The sequence below is a fragment of the Paraburkholderia bengalensis genome (genome assembly GCF_037126505.1).
Classification (GTDB): Bacteria; Pseudomonadota; Gammaproteobacteria; order Burkholderiales; family Burkholderiaceae; genus Paraburkholderia; species Paraburkholderia bengalensis.
In genome coordinates, this window is the sequence record NZ_JACFYJ010000016.1 from 106,584 (window position 1) to 120,394 (window position 13,811).

General features: G+C 63.8%; 13 protein-coding genes. 8 read left to right on the forward strand and 5 right to left on the reverse strand.

From position 1 onward, the window contains the following. Positions 1-304 precede the first annotated feature (304 nt). The 4 genes from H3V53_RS12790 to H3V53_RS12805 all read left to right on the forward strand — a co-directional run bounded on the left by H3V53_RS12790 (position 305) and on the right by H3V53_RS12805 (position 4,515). Complete coding sequence (locus H3V53_RS12790; protein WP_054920828.1) at positions 305-1,333, forward strand: substrate-binding domain-containing protein; 1,029 nt, start codon at positions 305-307, stop codon at positions 1,331-1,333. A gap of 115 nt (positions 1,334-1,448) precedes the next feature. Further along, positions 1,449-2,438 (forward strand): ABC transporter permease, encoded by a 990-nt coding sequence (locus H3V53_RS12795; protein WP_336598220.1) that lies wholly within the window; start codon positions 1,449-1,451, stop codon positions 2,436-2,438. Positions 2,439-2,460: 22 nt separating this feature from the next. Continuing rightward, entirely contained in the window at positions 2,461-3,261 is an 801-nt protein-coding gene (locus tag H3V53_RS12800) for an ATP-binding cassette domain-containing protein (RefSeq protein ID WP_336598221.1), read from the forward strand. A 30-nt stretch (positions 3,262-3,291) separates the two neighbouring features. Continuing rightward, positions 3,292-4,515: an ROK family transcriptional regulator gene (locus tag H3V53_RS12805; RefSeq protein WP_336598222.1), complete on the forward strand. Its 1,224-nt coding sequence runs from the start codon at positions 3,292-3,294 to the stop codon at positions 4,513-4,515. Here H3V53_RS12805 and H3V53_RS12810 read toward each other — a convergent pair. Continuing rightward, positions 4,509-7,568 carry a transglycosylase domain-containing protein gene (locus tag H3V53_RS12810; protein WP_336598223.1) on the reverse strand — a complete coding sequence of 1,020 codons (3,060 nt, stop codon included), beginning with the start codon at positions 7,566-7,568 and terminating at the stop codon, positions 4,509-4,511. The genes H3V53_RS12805 and H3V53_RS12810 overlap by 7 nt on opposite strands. Before the next feature lie 344 nt (positions 7,569-7,912). On the opposite strand from H3V53_RS12810, the gene H3V53_RS12815 reads away from it, so the two are divergent. Together H3V53_RS12815 and H3V53_RS12820 are read left to right on the forward strand one after the other, a co-directional pair. After that, the gene (locus H3V53_RS12815; RefSeq protein ID WP_336598224.1) at positions 7,913-9,202 is read left to right on the forward strand and encodes an NAD(P)/FAD-dependent oxidoreductase; all 1,290 of its coding nucleotides are present in this window, start codon (positions 7,913-7,915) and stop codon (positions 9,200-9,202) included. A gap of 117 nt (positions 9,203-9,319) precedes the next feature. Continuing rightward, positions 9,320-10,009: a TetR/AcrR family transcriptional regulator gene (locus H3V53_RS12820; RefSeq protein ID WP_336598225.1), complete on the forward strand. Its 690-nt coding sequence runs from the start codon at positions 9,320-9,322 to the stop codon at positions 10,007-10,009. Between the two features lie 73 nt (positions 10,010-10,082). Here the strand turns inward: H3V53_RS12820 and aroQ are convergent, their stop codons facing one another. Next, a complete protein-coding gene (gene aroQ, locus H3V53_RS12825; protein ID WP_336598226.1) occupies positions 10,083-10,529 on the reverse strand; it encodes a type II 3-dehydroquinate dehydratase in 447 nt (148 codons plus the stop codon). 314 nt (positions 10,530-10,843) lie between these two features. Here aroQ and H3V53_RS12830 point away from each other — a divergent pair, with 314 nt between their 5' ends. Next, complete coding sequence (locus H3V53_RS12830; RefSeq protein WP_336598227.1) at positions 10,844-11,185, forward strand: hypothetical protein; 342 nt, start codon at positions 10,844-10,846, stop codon at positions 11,183-11,185. A 215-nt stretch (positions 11,186-11,400) separates the two neighbouring features. Further along, positions 11,401-11,604 (forward strand): hypothetical protein, encoded by a 204-nt coding sequence (locus tag H3V53_RS12835; protein ID WP_336598232.1) that lies wholly within the window; start codon positions 11,401-11,403, stop codon positions 11,602-11,604. Between the two features lie 55 nt (positions 11,605-11,659). Here H3V53_RS12835 and H3V53_RS12840 read toward each other — a convergent pair whose 3' ends face one another. The 3 genes from H3V53_RS12840 to H3V53_RS12850 form a co-directional block, all read right to left on the reverse strand. After that, positions 11,660-11,995, reverse strand: coding sequence for a hypothetical protein (locus H3V53_RS12840; protein WP_336598228.1), 336 nt, complete (start codon positions 11,993-11,995; stop codon positions 11,660-11,662). Positions 11,996-12,024: 29 nt separating this feature from the next. Beyond that, positions 12,025-12,801 (reverse strand): helix-turn-helix domain-containing protein, encoded by a 777-nt coding sequence (locus tag H3V53_RS12845; RefSeq protein WP_054920808.1) that lies wholly within the window; start codon positions 12,799-12,801, stop codon positions 12,025-12,027. 166 nt (positions 12,802-12,967) lie between these two features. Then, the coding region (locus tag H3V53_RS12850; RefSeq protein WP_419539483.1) for an FAD-dependent oxidoreductase at positions 12,968-13,811 on the reverse strand (844 nt) is incomplete at its 5' end.

Consider the following 13,811-nt stretch of genomic DNA (forward strand, 5'->3'; position numbering starts at 1 on the left):
GCGCTCCTGATTTACCCGTATCTGCAGCCCCTTGCACTTCCGTTCGTTTCCGCGCGAAGCCTTATCAGGCAAGGCTTTCATCGAATTCGACGCCGAATACTCTCCGCACCGCACCAAAACTCTCGCCTTGATTTTCGCAGACGACGCTGCTGTACTAACTAAAACAACTTGATTTAGTAAGGCCGCGCGTCGCCAGGGCTGTCTGTCTGGCGAACGCATCGAGAAGGCGCGACGAGCGCCCGCCCAGGCCGTTGAACCGACTGCTGTTCACAACGTCGTTGTCAATCATCCGGAGGAGCGTCCCATGAACCCGAATTTCCGCAGGCCACAGCGTCCTGCGTCCCGCATGCAACCTGTCGCCAAAGGCGTCGCCGCCGCCTGCATCGCCGCGTCGGCGCTCTGGTGTGCGAGCGCGACGCTTGCCGCCGATCAGCCCGTCGTCGGCCTGATCACGAAAACCGATACCAATCCCTTCTTCGTCAAGATGAAGCAAGGTGCCGAAGCCGCCGCGCAGAAGGACGGCGCCAAGCTATTGACGGCAGCGGGCAAGTTCGACGGCGACAACGCGTCGCAAGTCACGGCGATCGAGAACATGACGACGGCGGGCGCGAAGGCGATCCTCATCACGCCGAGCGACACGAAAGCGATCGTGCCGAGCATCAAGAAGGCGCGTGCCGCCGGCACGCTGGTGATCGCGCTCGACACGCCGACCGATCCGCAAGACGCGACCGACGCCCTCTTCGCCACCGACAACTTCAAGGCCGGCGTGCTGATCGGCGAGTACGCGAAGGCCGCGATGGGCGGCAAGCCCGCGAAGATCGCGACGCTCGATCTCGCGCCCGGCGTGTCCGTCGGCGTGCTGCGTCACAACGGCTTCCTGCAGGGCTTCGGCATCAAGGAAGGCGACCCCGCCATCGTCTGCAGCCAGGACACGCGGGGCGATCAGGCGAAGGGCCAGACGGCGATGGAAAACTGCCTGCAGAAATCGCCGGATATCAATGTCGTCTACACGATCAACGAACCGGCCGCGGCGGGCGCGTATCGCGCGCTGAAGAGCGCGGGCAAGGACAAGAGCGTGATGATCGTATCGATCGACGGCGGCTGCGAAGGCGTGCGCAACGTGAAGGCAGGCCAGATCGCCGCGACGTCGCAGCAATACCCGCTGAAGATGGCATCGCTCGGCGTCGATGCGGGCGTCGACTACGCGAAGACAGGCAAAAAGCCCACGGGCTATCACGACACGGGCGTCACGCTGATTACCGACAAGCCGCAGAACGGCGTCGACAGCAAGGATACGAAGTTCGGCCTCGACAACTGTTGGGGCAACAAGTAATCGCGTACGTCATGCAATAGCGGAGAGATTTTCTCCGCATGTTCTTCAGCATGAGCGCGGCAGGTTCTGAACGCCTGCCGCACACCGCTCATGCATTGCTTCGAGGAAACACATCATGTCGACTCCCACCGTCCCCGCCCACAACCACCGCCGCTTCGTCGAGCATCTGCCGACGCTTGCCGAAGCCGGCCCGCTGATTGCGCTGGTGCTTGCGTGCATCTTCTTCATCTCGCAGAGCAACCGCTTCCTGTCGTTCCAGAACCTGTCGCTGATCCTGCAGCAGACGATGGTCGTCGCCGTCATCGCGATCGGCCAGACCTTGATCGTGCTCACGGGCGGCATCGATCTGTCGTGCGGGATGGTGATGGCGCTCGGCTCGATCGTGATGACGAAGTTCGCCGTCGTGATGGGCGTGCCGCCTGTCATCGCGATCATTTGCGGCGTCGGCGCGAGTACGCTGTTCGGTTTGCTCAATGGCGTGCTGATCACGCGTATCAAGCTGCCCGCGTTCATCGTTACGTTGGGCACGCTGAATATCGCATTCGCCGTCACGCAGATCTATTCGAATGCGGAAAGCGTGTCGAATCTGCCTGACGCGATCATGTTCTTCGGCAACACCTTGAACCTCGGACCGGCCACCGTCACGTACGGCACCGTGCTCACGCTGCTGATGTACCTCGGGACATGGTTCGTGCTGCGCGACACGGTGCCGGGCCGCCACCTGTACGCGCTCGGCAACAACCCGGAAGCTGCGCGCCTGATGGGCCTTTCCGCACAGCGCATCCTGATCACCGTGTACACGCTGTCGGGCGCGATCTACGGCATCGCCGCGCTGCTCTCGGTATCGCGCACGGGCGTCGGCGATCCGCAGGCGGGTCAGACGGAGAACCTCGACAGCATCACGGCTGTCGTGCTCGGCGGAACGAGTCTGTTCGGCGGACGCGGCTCGATTGCGGGCACGCTGCTGGGCGCGCTGATCGTCGGCGTGTTCCGCAATGGCTTGACGCTGATGGGCGTGTCGTCGGTGTACCAGGTGCTGATCACCGGCATTCTCGTGATTCTCGCTGTTGCTGCCGACAAGCTGTCGCGCCGTGGCGCACGCTGACCGTTATTTGAAGGAGCCTGTCATGTCGACCCCTCTCTCCACTGCCAACGTCAAGACGCCCGTTCTGCAGGCGCGCGGACTCATCAAGCGCTACGGCCACGTCACCGCGCTCGATGGCTGCGACTTCGAAGTGATGCCCGGCGAAATCATGGCCGTGATCGGCGATAACGGCGCAGGCAAGTCGTCGCTGATCAAGGCATTGTCCGGCGCGCTCGTGCCCGATGAAGGCGATCTGCTGCTCGACGGCAAGGCCGTCAAGTTCCGCAGCCCGCTCGACGCGCGTCAGCAAGGCATCGAAACCGTCTATCAGGACCTCGCCGTCGCGCCCGCGATGAGCATCGCCGAAAACCTGTTCCTCGCGCGCGAACTGGTGAAGCCAGGCTGGCGCGGCAAGATCTTCAAGATGATCGACAAGCGCCGCATGCTCGAAGAAGCGACCAATGCGATGAAAGACCTGCAAATCGGCATCCGTTCGATGCGCCAGGCCGTCGAGACGTTGTCGGGTGGGCAGCGCCAGGGCGTGGCCGTCGCGCGCAGTGCAGCGTTCGCGCGGCACGTCGTGATACTCGACGAACCGACCGCTGCACTCGGCGTGAAGGAAGGCAACATGGTGCTCGAACTGATCCGGCGCGTGCGCGATCGCGGCCTGCCCGTGATCCTGATCAGTCACAACATGCCACATGTGTTCGAGATCGCCGACCGCATTCATATCCAGCGGCTCGGACGCCGCGCGGCGCTCGTGAACAAGAGCGACATCCACATGTCGGATGCCGTTGCCATCATGACGGGCGCGAAACAGGCCGACGTGCGGGCCATCGCATGACGAACGGGCAGCGCTAACGCGATTACATCAATGGATACGGGCACACGCTCACCGCTCAAACGCACCGTCGGCTCGAACCAGGTCGGCATGCGCCAGTTCAACGAACGCATCGTGCTGCAGGCGATCCGTTTGCACGGCGCGCTGCCGAAGGCCGACGTCGGCCGCCTCACGCGTCTGTCGATGCAAACGGTATCGATGATCGTCGAGCGGCTGATCGACGACGGTCTGCTGGAAAAGCAGGCGCGTGTGCGCGGACGCATCGGGCAACCTTCCGTGCCCATCGCGTTGCGCGCGGAAGGCGCCTATACCATCGGCGTGAAGGTCGGGCGGCGCAGTCTCGATGTGCTCGCGATGGACTTTCTCGGCCGCGTCTGCTGCCGCGAAGTGCAAGAGTATGCGTATCCCGATCCACGCACCCTGTTCCCTTCGCTCGAAGCAAAGCTTGCGCGTATCAACGACGCGCTCGGCGCGCGGCGCGAGAAAGTGGTCGGCATGGGCGTCGCGGCGCCGCTGTGGCTGGGCGGCTGGCGCGATTTTCTCGGCGCGCCGCCCGAGGCGCTCGATGCATGGAACGACATCGACATCCGCGCGCGCATCGCCTCGATGACGGGCCTGCCCGTCGAGTTCGCGAAGGACACGACAGCCGCCTGCGCCGCCGAACTCGTGATGGGCCAGGGGCGCGGCATCCACAACTTTTTGTATCTGTTCGTCGGCACGTTCATCGGCGGCGGGCTCGTGATCGACGGACGCCTGCACGGCGGCCCGCACGACAACGCGGGCGCCGTCGGTTCGATTCCGATTACGGGCGGCAATGCGCGACTACCTGCGCGTCAGTTGCTGCATGCAGCCTCGGGCTTCGTGCTCGAAAAACTGTTCGTCGATGCGGGCGCGCCCGCCGCTGCCGCGCACGATCATCGCGCGTTGTCGGCGGATTTGTGGCGGCTCACGGAACAATGGCTCGACACCGCGTGCCCCGCGATTGCAGGCGCGTTGACGAACGCAGCGGCGCTGCTCGATCTCGAAGCGGTGGTGATCGACGGCGAAGTGGACCGGCAACTGGTGCGGGAAATCATCCGACGCACGGAGCGCGTGCTGGACAAATTCGAGTGGGAAGGGATTGTGCGTCCGCAACTGCTGGAAGGCACCATCGGCTCCGACGCGCGCGCGATGGGCGGCGCGATCCTGCCACTCTATGCGCACTTCGCGCCCGTGCATGAACTCTTCCTGAAGCCTGCGGCGGATGTGGGTTATTGAAGCACAACCTTCGGCGCCGCTTTATCCACCGGCTCTTCCAGCAAAGGCTGCAGTTCCGGCGCCATCGATTTCAGCAATTGCACGGCGAGCGCGCTCGTAAAGTCATAGCGCTTTGCATACGGCTCGTGCACGACAGCCGTCAGCGTGCCGAAGAAGCGATCACCGATCGCGAACACGAACGTCGCCGTGCGATTGACCTTGCGTGACTCGATCAGCCTGCGCCCCTTCGCATAGATGTTCAGCCGCTGGTCGCCCGTGCCCGTCTTGCCGTAGACCTCCAGCGTCTTGCCGTCAGGGAACGTCATGCCGCCCGCCAGACGCTTCGCGGTGCCGCCCGCGACGACGTCGCGCAACAGCGTCTGCACGACACGCGCGATATCGGGCGACACGCCTTCCGTCGGCTGCGCAGTTGCGCGCACGAAGCGCGTTTCATACGGCGTGCCCTTCGCGAATTCAAGTTCGGACAGACTTTGCGTCGGCGCCTGATTTCCCTTGTTGACGATCACGCCGATCAGTTCCGCGAGCGCCGCCGGCCGGTCGCCCGATGCGCCGATTGCGGCCGCATAAGAAGGCGTCAGATGCGCGAATGGATAGCCGAGCGCCTGCCACGACTTGCCGATGGCATCGTATGCATGCTGCTCCACCATGCGCCGAATGCGGCGATCCTGCGTCGCGTGATAGCGCGTCTTGAAGAGCCATTTGTACGATTCGGCGCGCACATCGCGGCTTGCGTCCATCACTTCGTTCACGCTCGCGTCGGGATGCTCGCGCAGATAGTCGACAAGCCATAGTTCCAGCGGATGCACGCTCGAAATATAGGCGCGATCGTTCAGATTGAACTTGTCGACGCCGTACTTCGCATAGAGCTGCGCGAGCGCGTCGGCGGGCGGATTCGCTTTCGGCGTGTTCTTGAGTTGCGCGCGCATCTGGTCATCGAACCAGGCCTGCGGCGCGTAGGGCCGCACGCTGCGCAATACGGTGGCCAGCTTTGGCGGCGATTTGCGCACGCCGCGCAGCAACGTGGCGAGCCTCTCGTCCTGCGTCTTGCCGTGATACTTCGTGTAGAAACGATTCATGTACACACGGCTTTCCTGATCGGCGAAGCGCGTCAGGTACATGTTGCGCGTATCGGGATCATCGAGCCATTGCGATGATGGCCCCGACGTCTTGATCGTTTCGTAATGGACGATGTCGCGCATCATCCGCACGAACACGAGATTCACCGAATGCTGGAACGCCTGGTGCACGGTGAGAATGCGCGAGTTCTCGTCGGCCTCGAAGTTCGTGAAGGTCTGCGCGCCGCCGCCCGTGAAGAACGTTTCCCCCGCATTCGCCGAGTATTTTCGTTCGACCGACGCATCGAGCATCGTAGCGAGCGAGCGGTCGTTGGTGTGCATGAAGTAATCGACGGCCCAGCGCGTCAATGCATCTTCGCGCTCAGGCTTGACCGCGCGCAGTTCGTCGACGCTCATCTGCCCATAACGCGCATGCAGCTCCTGCATGATCTGCAGATACGTGATGATCGTGCGCAGCTTCGCCGTCGAGCCGAGATTCAGGCGCGCGCCCGAATTGATGTCGAACGGACGATTGACGCTGTCCGTCTGCACGCGCAACAGGTTCGCGCCGTCGCGCTTTTCGAACAGCGTGAAGCTGAAGGCGATCTTCGACGGATCGTCTTTCGGCTGCAGCATGTTGTAGCCGTACAGGCCCGCTGCCTGCGCGCCGTCTTTGGTCGTCGCGGCAGCAAGGCGGTCGCTGATGTCCTGCTGCACCTTGTTGTTCATCGTCGACACGGCGCGCAGATCGAGCCGGTCGAGGTCATACAGATTCGTCACGCCCAGCGACGACAGCAGGTGCGTGCGCAGCGACGTCACCGCCTTGCGTTCGACGTAAGACCCCTCGGGCGGTGCAAGCTTGGCGCGCGTCAGCACGAGTTGCTGCGACAGCGCCGCATCGCGCAACTGCGCGCTGATCACGCCATTCGCGGCGAGCAGGCGCAGGTAGCTTTCCGTCAGTGCATTGAGGTCGTCGTTCTTGCGCAGCAGAAAGTGCGAAGGGCCGCGCTGCGCGATCATCAGCGACAGCACCTGGCGAAACGCGAGCCCCTGTTCGGCGAGATTGTCGGGCGTCAGCGGCGCTTTCAGCACGCGGTTCACTTCGTCGAAATCACGGCCGTACCACGCGGCAAGCCCGTCGCCGATACCGTTGATTTCGCCCACGCCCGGCTGCGCGGCGAGCGGCACGGAGTTCAGGTAGCGCACGACGATCTGCTCGCGCGCGTCCATCGTGCGCGGTCCGTCCAGATAGGCGCGCACGGACGCCGACGCGATTTGCCGGAGCTTTTCCTTCGGCGTCGCGGTGCGGCCGCCCGGCGAGTGGCGGAACTTCTCGATCTGCGTCGCGAGCGTGCTGCCGCCCGGCTGCGCCTGACGCTGGTTGAACAGCCGCAAGCCCTGATCCATCAGCGCGCGGCTAAAGCGCCCCCAGTCGATGGCGGGATTGCGGTTAGGCTGATCGGTGTCGAGCAGATGGCGGTCTTCGATGAACAGCAGCGCCGATACGATGAGCGGCGGCACCGACGCGAAACTGTCATACACGTGCGCCGGATACTGCGAACCGAACAGGCGCGTGCCCGTCGAGTCGTACAGCATCAGGCCCGCCTGGTCCTTTTCTTCGTAGGGAATGAACAGGCCGTCGTCGGCGAGCGACGTCATGCCTTCTGAATCGCGCGCTTGCGATGCAACGGAAAAGCCCCGCTCTTTCAAACGCCGTTCGAATGCGGGCAGGAGCGCGTAGCCAAGGCGGATGTCGTAGGGGCCGTCGGTGGGAAAGCGGACGTTGTCGCTCGGGCCTTCGGAGACAGTGAAGCCGACGTCGCGTGTGAGTTCGGACAGATAGCGCGCCTGCAGCCGCGACGTGTCCATTTCGATCTGGATGAAGCGCACGCCGAGCGCGACGGCGACAAGGAACGCGGCAAAAAACAGCCACTTGAACCACTTCCAGGCGGATGTGGTGCCGATCGCGCGTAGCGGAAACCGTAGCGGCCGATTCATGGCGGCGTCTCCTTGCAGATGCCTGACCACATTTACCTCGACTCATGTCAGTCTAACCTGTAATCCGCGATTGCGAGGGCCGCAACGTGCCGCGACAGGGCCCAGTGAGTACGCCACGCAACAGAGCCGTCACGCAGGCGCAACCCGTGCACCGTTTTGCAGCCCGAAACCGCATATTTTCAGGCTGCAAGGCGTTTGAAAACGGCCGTTCGAGCTTCGATGCCGATGCAACGGCCCGTCCCGCTACGCCGGAAATTCCGGATACGGGCGTCTCGCGATTTTGGCTAACATGGCCGCTCACCGACAGGCCCAGGGCGCCGCGCGAGACCGTCCATCCAATTGTTATGCATAGCTACTACGAAGCAACCGTCGAACGACCCGCGCGCCCTGCATTGACAGGGAATGCGGCCGGCAAACTGAGCGCGAATGTGTGCATCGTCGGCGGCGGACTGGCCGGTCTGTCGACGGCGCTGGGATTCGCCGAGCGCGGCGTGCGCGACGTTGTCGTGGTCGAGGCGAATCAGGTCGGCTACGGCGCGTCGGGCCGCAACGGCGGCTTTGTGTTCGGCGGCTACAGCCTCGATTGCGCGGACCTGCTGAAAATCCTGGGCCCGGCGCGCGCCCGGGAACTCTATGCGCTGACCGTCGATGCCGTCGACCTGATGCGCGCGCGCATCCAGCGCTACACGATCGACTGCGACGCGTCCGATGCAGGCGTGATCCTCGCCAACTGGTTCGATGATCCGGCGCGGCTCGAAACCCAGCGCCGTCTGATGAAGGAATCGTTCGGCGTCGAATGGGAAACATTGAGCGCCGCTGATCTCGGCGCGCGCCTGAAAACCGCTCGGTATCACGGCGGACTCTTCGAGCGCAATGCGTTTCACTTTCATCCGCTGAAGTACGTGCTCGGCGTGGCGCGCGCCGCTGAACACGCCGGCGTGCGCATCTATGAGAAATCGCCCGTCACGTCGTTCCGGCGGCAAGGAGCCGGGTTCGTCGTCGAAACGGCTCAGGCTTGCATCGACGCGCAGCATGTCGTGATGGCGGGCGGCGGCTATGCGCGCAACGTGTACCGGCGCGTCGAGCGCGCCGTGCTTCCCATCGCGACCTACGTGATGGCGACGGAGCCGCTCGGCGCGCGGCTCGCCGACGCCATCGACTGCCGTTCCGCCGTGTACGACACGCGCTTCGCGTTCGACTACTACCGTCCGCTGCCCGATACGCGCATTTTGTGGGGCGGGCGCATTTCCATTCTGGAGCGCGAGCCTGACGCGATCGCGCGGCTGCTGCGCCGCGATCTGCTGAAGGTGTATCCGCAATTGCGCGACGTGCGCATCGATCACGCGTGGGGCGGCCTGATGAGTTACGCACGGCACAAGATGCCGCAGATCGGCCAGAGCGCCGACGGCGTCTGGTACGCAGTCGGCTTCGGCGGACACGGAATGGCGCCGACCACCGTGTCGGGCGAACTGCTCGCGGCGGCGATTGCGGGCGAACGCGCCGTGCCCGAAGCGTTCGCTGCATTCGGTCTCACACACACGTTCGGCGCGTTGGGCCTCGCCGCCGCGCAGTTCACCTACACCGCGATGCAGACGCGCGACGCGCTCGCGGACCGTTCGCGCCGCTCCCGCTGACGGGCCGCCGAGGCCTGCTCGCGGGCCTCGCGCAAAGCCCGCGCGCAGCCCGCCAGGCCCCGTCGGACAACGATTTGCGCATGCTAGAATGAATCTTCACCGCCGCCGGAACGCACAATGAAAAAGGGAAGCCGAGCCACGTCGCCCGAGCACATCGACACCCCGAAAAAATCCTCCGAACCCCGGCGCAAATACGATCCCGAGCAGACGCGGCGCAACATCCTCGAGGTGGCCACGCAGGAGTTCTCGTCGATGGGACTCGCGGGCGCGCGCGTCGACGCCATCGCCGAGCGCACCAACACGACGAAGCGCATGCTGTACTACTACTTCGGCAGCAAGGAAGGGTTGTACGAGGCCGTGCTCGAAAAGGTGTACGGCGACATCCGCTCGCTCGAACAGGATCTGAAGATCAGCGACATGAGCCCGGTCGAAGGGCTGCGCAGTCTCGTCGAATTCACTTTCGACTACCACGACAAGCATCGCGATTTCGTGCGCCTCGTGACCATCGAGAACATTCACGGTGCGAAGTACATCGAGCAGGTCAAGACCTTCAAGAACCGCAACGCAAGCGTGATTCACACGCTCGAAGTTCTGCTCGCGCGCGGCGTGGCATCGGGCGACTTCCGCGCGGATATCGATGCAATCGATCTGCACCTGCTGATCAGCTCGCTATGTTTTCACCGCGTGGCGAACCGGCATACGTTCGGCACCGCGTTCGGGCGCGATCCTTCGCATGCGCGGCTGCGAGCACGCCATCGCGCGATGATCGTCGATGCGACTTTGCGGTTTGTGAAACGAGAGGCTTAAGCGACGCCTCATCTCTCTCAAGCAAAGGCCGATCGCAAGGATCGGCCTTTTGTTTTGCATCGACTGGCGCGGTCTATTTCGCTTTCAGGATTTGCGCCATGCGCTCCAGCGCGAGCACATAGCCTTGCGTGCCGCAGCCGCAGATTACCGCTTGCGCGACGGCCGATACGTACGAGTGGTGACGAAACGCCTCGCGTTTGTGAATGTTCGAAATATGCACTTCGATGACGGGTTTTTCGATCGCCGACAACGCATCCGCAATCGCCACCGACGTATGCGTGTAAGCGGCCGGATTGATCACGATGCCCTGCTGCGTCGTGCGTGCTTCATGAAGCCAGTCGATCAGTTGATGCTCGGCATTCGACTGGCGAAAATCGATCGCGAGATCGAGTCGCTCGCCCGCTTCGCGGCAGCGTTGCGCGACATCGTCGAGCGTTTCCGCGCCGTAGATGGTCGGCTCGCGGGTGCCGAGCAGGTTGAGATTGGGTCCGTTGAGGACCAGTACCGACGCGAAACTCATGACTGCCTTCTCCATTGGGTGACGCACGCCGCAACAGTGAATCTGCGCACAGCCTGCGCTAGCGGCAACGCGATCTGCGCGACTGCCTTCAAGTGTGCCCACATTCGACATCGGCGTCTTTCGGGGTTTTTACCAAATTTGTACGATCTGGTTAGTTTATTCTAGATGAGCGCCATCGCCCGGCGGTGCGCGTTACGGCAAAAACCCGGGCATATCGCTTGCGCCGATATAATTTCCCGAATGTCTCGCGGTCTTTGCAGCGCGCGTCACGCAACCGACGCAACGCCACGCAGCCGCCAACGCGAAGGAGTGTTATGAGGAAGCTTGCCGTCACCCTGTCCATTCCGCTGTTTCTCGCCGCCTGCGCGCAATACGAGGCGTCTCACAACCCGGATGCCGGCGATCCGATGAAGGACAACATGACCAACCGCCCGGTCAACGAAGTCATTCAGTGCATGACACAAGCTGCGGCGAAGCACGACAACCCCGTCAAGACCACGCCGATCCCTCAGGGTCAGATGCTCGATTTCGGTGACTCCAACATCGTCAAGGTGCGCGCCGACAACGGCGGCACGACGTTCCGCTACTACGCGGGCAAGCGCAACACGTCGAATCTGTGGATCGAGAGCGCCAGCAAGGAATGCGCGCCCGGCTAACGTAGGCGCAGCGGCGTAACCGCGTGTAACAACTTCGGGGGCATGGCTTTAAGAATCATTTAAGTCTGGGCCGGCATGCTTCGTCTTCGACACTGACCCGCGTTCCGCCCAAGGTGCCCTAGATGGATTACTACAACGACCGCAACGACCTGACGAAGCGCATCGCAGCCGAAGTTTCCGCCGCCCCTGCGAACCCGGCGCCGTCCAGGAAGACCATGCTGCGCCGGCTGCTGAGCCCGCACGAAATCGCAACGCTGCTGCTGTTGTTGCATGCGCCCGTCGCCGCGTTCGCGAAGCCCGAGTTGCCGTCGCTGTATGAGGCTGGACTCGTCGAAACTGTCGCGACCGACGCAGGCGAATCGCACATTCGCCTGACGCCCGAAGGCAACGCGATCCTGCGCGGCCTCGGCATCAAATGAAATCTTTCCACGCGCAAGATAACGCAGCAATACGTACGTTCCCACGCCCGTCCCACTACGCCTGCCACACTGCATAACCCGCTTCGCGCAGGCCAATAGCCAGCTCCACTTCCATATCGCGCGCGCCGTCGTATGGCAGCGGATTAAATACTTCGTACAGTTCCGGCATCAGCCGCAAGCCGTAATCGCGCACATAGCGGTTCGACTGAATGCCCGCCTTGTGGCGGTCGAAGCGCAGATCCGGGTCCAGCCCCGTCATCCCCACATACACGCACGGCCGTTCGAACCCGTAATCGGGATTCGCGCGCCGAAAGCGCGCTTCATTCCACACGGTATCGTCGAGCGCGACCACGTAGACGTAATAGCGCAGCCTGGGTTGACGAACGGGCATCGGGTACGGGTTACGCGTTCGGTCCGTCTTCAGTGGCGCGAGGTGCCGTGCAGCAGCATCCGGTACTCGGTCGGCGTGACGCCGACGGTCGCCTTGAACTGCCGCGTGAACGCGCTGTGGTCCGTGTAGCCGCACAGCGCGGCGACGTCCGTCACCTTGTCGTGCGACACGAGCAGCGCCGTCGCGGCATCGAGCCGCGTCTTCAGCAGCACCTGACGCGGCGTCAGATGAAACACCTTGTGAAAGTACCGTTCGAGCTGCGCCACCGACATGTCGGCCATCGCAGCCAGCTGCTTCAGGTTCAACGGCTGTACGTAGTTCTCTTGCAGATACTGGACGACCGTCGCGAGCCGGCTGTACGCGGGATGACTGCTTTCATCGGCGCGCAGATCGCGCGAAATGCCCGCGAGTCCGACCACCCGCCCCGCCGCATCGCGCAGCGGCTGCTTGCAGGTCAGACACCAGCCGGGCTGCCTGCCCGGATACAGATGCAGTTCGAGCTGATCGACCATCTGGTTGCCGACATGGATCACCGCTTTGTCCTGCGCGGTATAAATGCGGCCGAACCGGCTCGGGAACACCTCTTCCGCCGTCTTGCCGAGCAGCTTCTCCTTTTCCTTGAATCCGCAACGCGACACCAGCGTGCGGTTGACGAGCGCGTAGCGGGCCTGCGTGTCCTTCACGAAAAACACGATGTCGGGCATCGCGTCGAACACGGGTTCGAGCAGCGCGAAATGCGAAAGCATCCCGGCCAGCGACGTCTCGCCCGGATCGAGCGCGTCGAGCGTATCGGCGAACGTGTTCATCGTGCGGGTTCCGTGCATGGGCTGCGAGCGACTGGGCGACGACCTCGGCGGTCATGCGCGAGGCTGCTCGATTATAGGGCGGCGCGACGCGGGCGAAATAATCCGAAACGCATCGGCGCGCTGGGTCAGCGCTGCATCAGCGCCGGAAATCGGCTCGGGCCACGGCTCACGGAGCCAGGCAGTCATCGTCCCCCAGCATCAGCGTGCCGATCCGCGCAGGATGAATGGGCGGACGCACCTGCGCCACGTCCCAGCCGAACAGCACCTGCGCCGCGCCGCCGCAGACGCGCCCCTGACACGCGCCCATCGCACAGCGCGTATGCAGCTTCGCGTCGCGCCAGTTCGTGTGCGCGCGCACGGCGCCGATCGGCACGTCCTCGCAACGGCAAAGGAGCGTCGAGTCGGCGGGCAACTGGCGTGCGCGAGCGCCCAGCGCGAAAGCCGTCTGGACCCGCGCCGCGAAGCGCAGCCAGCGCTCGCGTTCGCGCCGCAGTGCCGCAACGCGCTCGCCCTGTTCGGCGCCCATCGCGCCAAGGCCCGCCAGGCGTCCCTCGATCTGCGCGAGTTCCATTCCGCCGACGCCCGTGCACTCGCCCGCCGCGAATACGCCGTCGACGGACGTGCGCATCATGCCGTCGACCACGATCGCGCCGTCGGCGAGCGTGGCGCAGCCGAGCGCACGGGCGAGCGTCGTGTTCGGCACGAGCCCGTAGCCGCACGCGATGCGCTCGCAGTCGATTGTTTCGATGCGCCCATCCGCGCGTTCGACGAGCGCCCGCTCGACGCGTCCGTTGCCCTGCGCGGCCTGCAGGACGCTCGATGTCAAGTAACGCAGGCCGGCGAAACCGCGCGCACCCAACAAGGCGGCCGCGCTGCGCTTTGTCGAGTTCATGACGGGCAAGGGCTTCGCGTCGTGCAGCGCAAGCGGCAGAACATTTCGCCGTTCAGGCCGGGCGCTCAAGCGATCGCGGGCGACCCGCAGATCGTCGCCTATACGAACGAAGTGAGTC

Bases quoted from the DNA above. Each gene is read 5' to 3' on its own strand.
- H3V53_RS12790 (WP_054920828.1), top strand. From the start codon at position 305: ATGAACCCGAATTTCCGCAGGCCACAGCGTCCTGCGTCCCGCATGCAA.
- H3V53_RS12795 (WP_336598220.1), top strand. From the start codon at position 1,449: ATGTCGACTCCCACCGTCCCCGCCCACAACCACCGCCGCTTCGTCGAG.
- H3V53_RS12800 (WP_336598221.1), top strand. From the start codon at position 2,461: ATGTCGACCCCTCTCTCCACTGCCAACGTCAAGACGCCCGTTCTGCAG.
- H3V53_RS12805 (WP_336598222.1), top strand. From the start codon at position 3,292: ATGGATACGGGCACACGCTCACCGCTCAAACGCACCGTCGGCTCGAAC.
- H3V53_RS12810 (WP_336598223.1), bottom strand. From the start codon at position 7,568: ATGAATCGGCCGCTACGGTTTCCGCTACGCGCGATCGGCACCACATCC.
- H3V53_RS12815 (WP_336598224.1), top strand. From the start codon at position 7,913: ATGCATAGCTACTACGAAGCAACCGTCGAACGACCCGCGCGCCCTGCA.
- H3V53_RS12820 (WP_336598225.1), top strand. From the start codon at position 9,320: ATGAAAAAGGGAAGCCGAGCCACGTCGCCCGAGCACATCGACACCCCG.
- aroQ (WP_336598226.1), bottom strand. From the start codon at position 10,529: ATGAGTTTCGCGTCGGTACTGGTCCTCAACGGACCCAATCTCAACCTG.
- H3V53_RS12830 (WP_336598227.1), top strand. From the start codon at position 10,844: ATGAGGAAGCTTGCCGTCACCCTGTCCATTCCGCTGTTTCTCGCCGCC.
- H3V53_RS12835 (WP_336598232.1), top strand. From the start codon at position 11,401: ATGCTGCGCCGGCTGCTGAGCCCGCACGAAATCGCAACGCTGCTGCTG.
- H3V53_RS12840 (WP_336598228.1), bottom strand. From the start codon at position 11,995: ATGCCCGTTCGTCAACCCAGGCTGCGCTATTACGTCTACGTGGTCGCG.
- H3V53_RS12845 (WP_054920808.1), bottom strand. From the start codon at position 12,801: ATGAACACGTTCGCCGATACGCTCGACGCGCTCGATCCGGGCGAGACG.